This is a genomic window from Bartonella tribocorum (assembly GCF_002778015.1).
Taxonomy (GTDB): domain Bacteria; phylum Pseudomonadota; class Alphaproteobacteria; order Rhizobiales; family Rhizobiaceae; genus Bartonella; species Bartonella tribocorum_B.
Window position 1 is genome coordinate 20,900 of sequence record NZ_NJPP01000022.1, and the last position, 7,037, is coordinate 27,936.

At 35.2% G+C, this 7,037-nt stretch carries 4 protein-coding genes; all 4 read left to right on the forward strand.

Annotated features, from left to right (window positions below):
• The 4 genes from CEV08_RS06465 to mfd all read left to right on the forward strand — a co-directional run bounded on the left by CEV08_RS06465 (nucleotide 1) and on the right by mfd (nucleotide 5,809).
• Entirely contained in the window at nucleotides 1-1,269 is a 1,269-nt protein-coding gene (locus CEV08_RS06465) for a lipoprotein-releasing ABC transporter permease subunit (protein WP_100130863.1), read from the forward strand.
• A complete protein-coding gene (locus tag CEV08_RS06470; protein ID WP_100130864.1) occupies nucleotides 1,269-1,949 on the forward strand; it encodes an ABC transporter ATP-binding protein in 681 nt (226 codons plus the stop codon). Before CEV08_RS06465 ends, CEV08_RS06470 begins: the two co-directional genes overlap by 1 nt.
• Before the next feature lie 66 nt (nucleotides 1,950-2,015).
• Nucleotides 2,016-2,303: a succinate dehydrogenase assembly factor 2 gene (locus CEV08_RS06475; protein ID WP_100130865.1), complete on the forward strand. Its 288-nt coding sequence runs from the start codon at nucleotides 2,016-2,018 to the stop codon at nucleotides 2,301-2,303.
• A 5-nt stretch (nucleotides 2,304-2,308) separates the two neighbouring features.
• Complete coding sequence (gene mfd / locus CEV08_RS06480) at nucleotides 2,309-5,809, forward strand: transcription-repair coupling factor (RefSeq protein WP_100130866.1); 3,501 nt, start codon at nucleotides 2,309-2,311, stop codon at nucleotides 5,807-5,809.
• Nucleotides 5,810-7,037: the final 1,228 nt, after the last annotated feature.

The window sequence follows — 7,037 nt, forward strand, 5'->3', positions numbered from 1 at the left end:
ATGAAGAGGCTGAAAAATAAATGGTTTTCATCTTATGAGTGGATGATTGCTTTTCGTTATATGATTCCTAATAAAAAGCATGCTATTGCGTCTGTTATTTCAATTATTTCTCTTATTGGGATTATGTTAGGCGTATTCGCTCTGGTTGTTGTTATGGCGGTGATGAATGGCTTTCGTACAGAACTTCTCAATCGTATTCTTGGAATGAATGGGCATCTTATTATTCAAACAGTTGATTCTGGTTTTTCTGATTATAAAACTCTTATTTCTTCTTTAGAATCTAAAAATGGTGTGAAGTTTGCTTTGCCTGTTATTGAAGGTCAAGCGCTTGTTCAAGGTGAAGTTCAAGGCGGTTCTGGCGCTTTAGTTCGCGGTATGCGCAAACAAGATTTAGAAAAACTTAAAACAGTCTCTCAAAACATTAAATTAGGATCGATTTCTCAGTTTGATCAAGAAGAAGGTGTTGCAATTGGAAGTGGTTTAGCGGAAAAATTGGGACTTACAGTTGGGAGAGATCTTCGTATTATTACCCCCGATGGTGATGAAACGCCTTTTGGCGTTACCCCACGTGTGAAAGCTTATAAAGTCGTTGCTATCTTTGAAGTTGGTATGTCTGAATATGATTCAATATTTGTTTTTATGCCTCTCCATGAAGCACAAATGTTTTTTAATTTAGGAGATAAGGTTCAGTCTTTAGAATTATTTCTAAATGATCCTGATGCTGTTGACCAAATAAAACCCATCATAGAAAAAGCAGTTGATCAACAGGTCTATTTAATTGATTGGCGTACACGCAATCAAGCTTTCTTTTCAGCCTTACAGATTGAACGGAATGTCATGTTTTTCATTCTTTCTCTGATTATTCTTGTTGCTGCTTTAAATATTATTTCAGGCTTGATTATGCTTGTAAAAGATAAAAGTCATGATATTGCAATTTTACGCACGATGGGTGCCCAAAAGAGTGCAATTTTGCGTATATTTATCATCACAGGAATGATGATTGGTTTTATTGGAACGATATTGGGTTTAATTTTAGGTGTTATTGCGACTATAAATATTAATCATATCCAAGACTTTATATCTTGGTTATTTAATGTTGATGTTTTTAATCCTCAACTTTATTTTTTAACAAAATTGCCGGCACAAATTGAGTGGAAACAGACCGTCTTTGTTGCTATAATGGCTTTATTCTTGTCATTTCTTGCAGCTCTCGTTCCGGCATGGCGTGCTGCTAAACTAGATCCCGTACAAGCTTTGAGGTATGAATAATGACAGCGATTTTAGAGCTTGTAGAGATTGAAAGACGCTTTTTCGAAAGTCATAAACCGCTCATTGTTTTAGATAAAGCAAATTTTATTCTTAATCGTGAAGAACTTGTTGCCCTTGTTGCACCATCTGGTGCTGGAAAATCAACACTTCTTCATATTGCGGGGTTATTAGAAAAACCAACAGCTGGTGATGTGTTATTACGGGGGGTTTCTTGTGCAAAGCGTTCTGATAGTGAGCGAACAGCGATCAGACGAAATGATATTGGTTTTGTTTATCAATTTCATCATTTACTTCCAGAGTTTACTGCGTTAGAAAATGTTATGATACCGCAAATGATAGCAGGATTAAAAAAGTCCAGCGCAGAAGATCGTGCACGTAAATTATTGACATATCTGCGTATTTCGCATCGTGCTAACCATCGTCCCTCAGAGTTATCAGGAGGAGAGCAACAACGTGTTGCTATTGCACGTGCCGTAGCAAATGGCCCTTCTGTTCTTTTGGCCGATGAACCTACAGGAAATCTTGATCCCGTAACTTCAGCTTATGTTTTTCAAGCTTTATCTGTTCTGGTTCGTCAGTCTGGTCTTTCTGCTCTTATTGCAACACATAATTACGCTTTGGCTAAGCAAATGCATCGTAGAATTACACTTAAAGAACAAAAAATTATAGAACTTCCTTAAAAATAAGGTACAAATTTTATACGACAAATTGAAAAGTTTATATTACTTTATTCAAGGAGACTTTTTATGACAGTTTTTGTCAACGACAAAAATCAATTGGATGTGCGTCGTCGCCGATTGGTTTTTCGCGCATGGCATCGCGGTATTCGTGAAATGGATCTTATTTTTGGGCGCTATGTTGATGCTCATATTACTGGGATGAATGATAAAACGCTTTCTGAACTTGAATATATTATGTCTTTTGATGATCGCGATTTATTCACATGGATGACTGGAGAAATTTTACCACCCTCTGAAATTGATAGTCCGCTTTTTCGTGATATTGCCAATTATCGTACTTACTTAACTTATTGATTTCGATGCCTATATTTAAAAAAATTGTCATTCCCCAAAATAGTTCTGCTCATATGATTTTTGATGGCGTTACTGATGGCTTTGAAGCTTTTGCACTTGCTAAATTAAGTTCAGAAATTGCACGAAGAAAACCGATCATCTATGTTGTCCAAGATGGAACAAAAATTGCGCATTTACAACAAGTTTTAAATTTTATTGAGCCCAATTTGCCGGTCCTTCAATTTCCTGCATGGGATTGTTTGCCTTATGATCGCGTGTCACCAGGAATTGCTGTTATGGCCCGTCGACTATCAGCATTGGCACATATGGCAAATTTACGTCAAAATCCACATCCTGCAATTATATTAACAACAGCAAATGCAATTATGCAAAAGTTGCCTCCCCGTGAAATGATAGAAGCGCAGCGCATTCACGCACATGTTGGTCAGCGCCATAACATGGGGCATTTAATTCAATTCCTAGAAACCAATGGTTTTGAACGTGTTACGGTTGTCCGTGATGTTGGGGAATTTGCTGTAAGAGGGGGAATAGTTGATATTTTTTCTCCGATGGACCTTGAACCTTTACGTCTTGATTTTTTTGGAGATACCCTAGAAAGCATCCGCGTATTTGATCCAGAAAGTCAAAGAACAATACGCCAAAAAACGGAACTTTTATTACAAGCAATGAGTGAGGTTGCTCTCACACCAGAACGCATTAGCCATTTTAAAAGCAATTATACCCGTACATTTGGTATCTCTCAAAAGAATACCATGCTTTATAAAGCAATTGCTCAAGGTAGGCGTTTTGCTGGTATGGAACATTGGCTTCCATTTTTTTATGAAAACCTTGATACTTTTTTTGATCATTCTGGCAATTTACCACTTGTTTTTGAACATCTCATAGAAGAAGTTTTTATTGAGCGTTATCGCCTTATTGAAGACTATTATAATGCGCGTAAAGAGCGTAAAAATGATAAAGAAAATTCGACCTCTTATCATCCAATAGACCCTAGTCTTCTCTATTTAACGCCAAAGCGTGTTTTGGAATGTGTGCAACAATCTTCACAGCGTATTAATTTCTCGCCTTTTCATATTCCACAAAGTTTGGAACAAACAGTTATTCACACCAATGTTAAACAGGGATATGATTTTGTAAAAGAGCGTAATGCGCAAGAAAAAAATGTTTTTTCAAGTGTTATTGATCATATCGCCTCTTTACGCGCTGCTGGAAAAAAAGTACTTTTAGCATGTTGGAGTGAAGGGTCTCTCAATCGTTTGATACAAGTTCTTGATGAGCATGGATTAAAAAAAATAGATGTTGTAAAATCCTTGCAAACTGTCAAAGCAACACCACGAGATCATATATTAGCAGCTGTTATCATGATAGAACATGGTTTTGAGGCTGAAGATTTAGCTATTATAGCAGAGCAAGATATCCTTGGCGATCGCTTCATCAGAGCACCAAAGCGGCGTAAAAATAATACAAATTTTATTTCTGAAATTTCTGCTTTAAATTCGGGTGATATTGTTGTGCATATCGACCACGGTATTGGCCAATTTGTTGGTCTAAAAACCATCACAACCACTGGAATTTTGCGAGATTGCCTTGAAATTAAATATGCTGGAGGTGATTTACTCTTTTTACCTGTTGAAAATATTGAGCTTCTCTCACGTTATGGCTCAGAAGGAACAGAGGTAACTTTAGATAAATTAGGGGGAGTTGCTTGGCAAGCACGTAAAGCTCGCCTTAAAAAACATTTATTGGCAATGGCAGGGCAATTAATCCGTATAGCTGCGGAGCGTGCAACACGTGCTGCCCCTGCTTTACTTCCACCAGTTGGACCATTTGACGAATTTGTTGCTGGTTTTCCCTATGAAGAAACAGAAGATCAAATGAATGCCATTGATACCGTTTTAGACGATTTAGCTTCAGGAAAACCGATGGATCGCTTGATATGCGGTGATGTTGGTTTTGGAAAAACTGAAGTGGCCATTCGAAGTGCTTTTGTTGCCGCATTAAATGGGTATCAAGTTGCTGTTGTTGTACCGACAACTTTGCTTTCACGTCAACATTACAAGACGTTTATTTCTCGTTTTCAAGGACTACCGGTTAAAATTGGTCATGCTTCAAGGCTTGTAAAAACGAAAGAGCTTGCACAAGTTAAAAAAGGTATTTCAGATGGTACAATCGATATTGTTATTGGAACCCATGCATTATTAAGTGGTGCAGTCAATTTTTCACGATTAGGTCTTCTTATCATTGATGAGGAGCAACATTTTGGGGTAAAACACAAAGAACGTTTAAAAGAGCTGAAAAGTGATATTCACGTTCTTACACTTTCAGCAACCCCCATACCACGAACTTTAGGATTGGCGTTATCAGGAGTCCGTGAACTTTCATTAATTACCACTCCCCCCATTGATAGAATGGCGGTTCGTACTTTTATTTCACCATTTGATGCACTTGTTATACGCGAAACTTTGCTTCGAGAATATTATCGTGGTGGACAAAGTTTTTATGTCTGTCCTCGTATTTCTGATCTGGCTTTTGTAGAAAAATATCTCAAAACAAATGTTCCAGAACTCAAATTCGTTGTCGCTCATGGACAAATGCCGGCTGAACAACTTGATGATATTATGAACACATTTTACGATGGACAATATGATGTTTTATTATCGACAACCATTATTGAATCTGGTCTTGATATTCCAACAGCTAATACATTAATTGTGCATCGCGCTGAGATGTTTGGTCTTTCTGCACTCTACCAGTTACGAGGAAGGGTAGGGCGCTCAAAACAACGTGCTTATGCACTCTTTACATTTCCTTCTGGTAAAGTTTTAACACCTGCGGCTGATCGCCGTCTTAAAGTGTTACAATCTCTTGATACATTAGGAGCAGGCTTTCAATTGGCAAGTCACGATATGGATATTCGTGGTTCGGGTAATTTTTTAGGTGAAGAACAATCAGGGCATATCAAAGAAGTTGGATTTGAACTTTATCAAAAAATGCTTGAAGAAGCTGTTGCCGAATTAAAAGATGGAGAACTTAGTGAAGATAAGCAATGGTCACCTCAAATTTCACTTGGTACAACCGTGATGATCCCAGAAAGTTTTGTGCCTGACTTATCATTACGTATGGGGCTTTACCGACGCTTGACAGAACTTGAGAATTTAGAGCAGATTGATGAATTCGCAGCAGAGTTAATTGATCGCTTTGGTCCGTTACCCCTTGAAGTTCAACACATTCTTAAAGTCTTTTATATCAAAACCTTGTGTCGAAAAGCCCATGTAGAAAAATTAGATGCTGGGCCAAAAGGTATTGTTATACAGTTTCGCAATAACTATTTCGCCAATAGTATTGCTCTTGTTCAGTGGGTGCAAAAACAAGGTTCAATGGCAAAAATTCGTCCAGATCAAAGTATTGCTTTTATTCGCGATTGGGCTAGCGTTGATGACAGACTTATTGGAGCAGCAACGATTATGACACAACTTGTAGAAATGGCAGAACAACATTCTGTTTAAAAAAGTTTTTTTACTTTTCAGAACCATTCCTTGTTTTTAGAAGATTATTCTATTAAAATAATAAGTTATTGTTTTTTATAAGAATAAAATTTAAGTTTATAACAAAATAATCCCTTACATATTTATTTGGTTTTTCTATTATGACACTTATTGATATAATAAAAAATGGCTCAGGCGGTGTGGCCATAACAATAGCATTTGCATATAAATATTTTCTATAAATTCTCTAAAAAATTTAGATCAAGATAACATTCTTTCTTTATTACAAAGGTTGTGATGATAGTTTTTTTGTTACTCCCTTTAATTTATGGCGTCAAAAACCTTTGTGCTGGGTTATCTTTTGAAGAACAATATCAACATTTTAAAAACAAAAGAAAAAATATTTCTAAATCAGAATATTATAAGCGTTTTCAGGAACGAAATAAGTTTTTAAAAGAACAAAAAATTTGAAGGATGGAGATAATAACGAAAAATTATCATCATGTTCATGCTTAATTGTAAAACATTAGAAAATATATTGCAGAGCGATATAGGTGCTATTTTGCGTAAAAGTTTTGATTAGAAAGATAAAGATTTTAGTTGGGAAAAAGGTCTAAATAACTCAGTAAGCTCTAATTTAGTCATGGATATTAAAGAATTTCTAACAGACAGCTCTTATAGCGATGAAAAACAAATCTTTGATGATATAAAAGATAATTTTACAGAAGACGGTCTGCTTGTGAAGGATGCACTTATGCTTTGCAGAACCATTAAAGAATTACACATAATATAATACTTCCAGAAAAGAAAAAAATCTTATGAAGGATATACGATTTCATATTGAAGAATGTTTCAAGTAAAGAATATCATTTTAATTTTTATAAATTTATATTTAGTAAACTTCATAAAAAGTTATTCTATAACAATTTATTGATAACATTATTTTATATATAGAAGAATAAAATGATATTTTGAATTCACTTTTGCACTAAAATTTAAATCATTAACATTTTAAATAATGAAGAAGGCCCATAAGCATTTTTTATTATTGAGATGAGTTTTTAAGATAATTTAATAAAAGCTATTTTCTTTTCGTATATATTACCAAGCTAAAAGATGATATTCGTATATTGCTCATATGTATGATGTTTCATAAAGAGATCAAAAGAAAAGCTTTTTCTATCTTTAAGAGCATTTATTATAAATTACAAAAAATCAGTCGTTATAGATTTTTCATAAAGTTATAGAT

Excerpts from the sequence above, each read along its gene's own strand:
- CEV08_RS06465 (WP_100130863.1), top strand. The coding sequence starts at position 1 with ATGAAGAGGCTGAAAAATAAATGGTTTTCATCTTATGAGTGGATGATT.
- CEV08_RS06470 (WP_100130864.1), top strand. The coding sequence starts at position 1,269 with ATGACAGCGATTTTAGAGCTTGTAGAGATTGAAAGACGCTTTTTCGAA.
- CEV08_RS06475 (WP_100130865.1), top strand. The coding sequence starts at position 2,016 with ATGACAGTTTTTGTCAACGACAAAAATCAATTGGATGTGCGTCGTCGC.
- mfd (WP_100130866.1), top strand. The coding sequence starts at position 2,309 with ATGCCTATATTTAAAAAAATTGTCATTCCCCAAAATAGTTCTGCTCAT.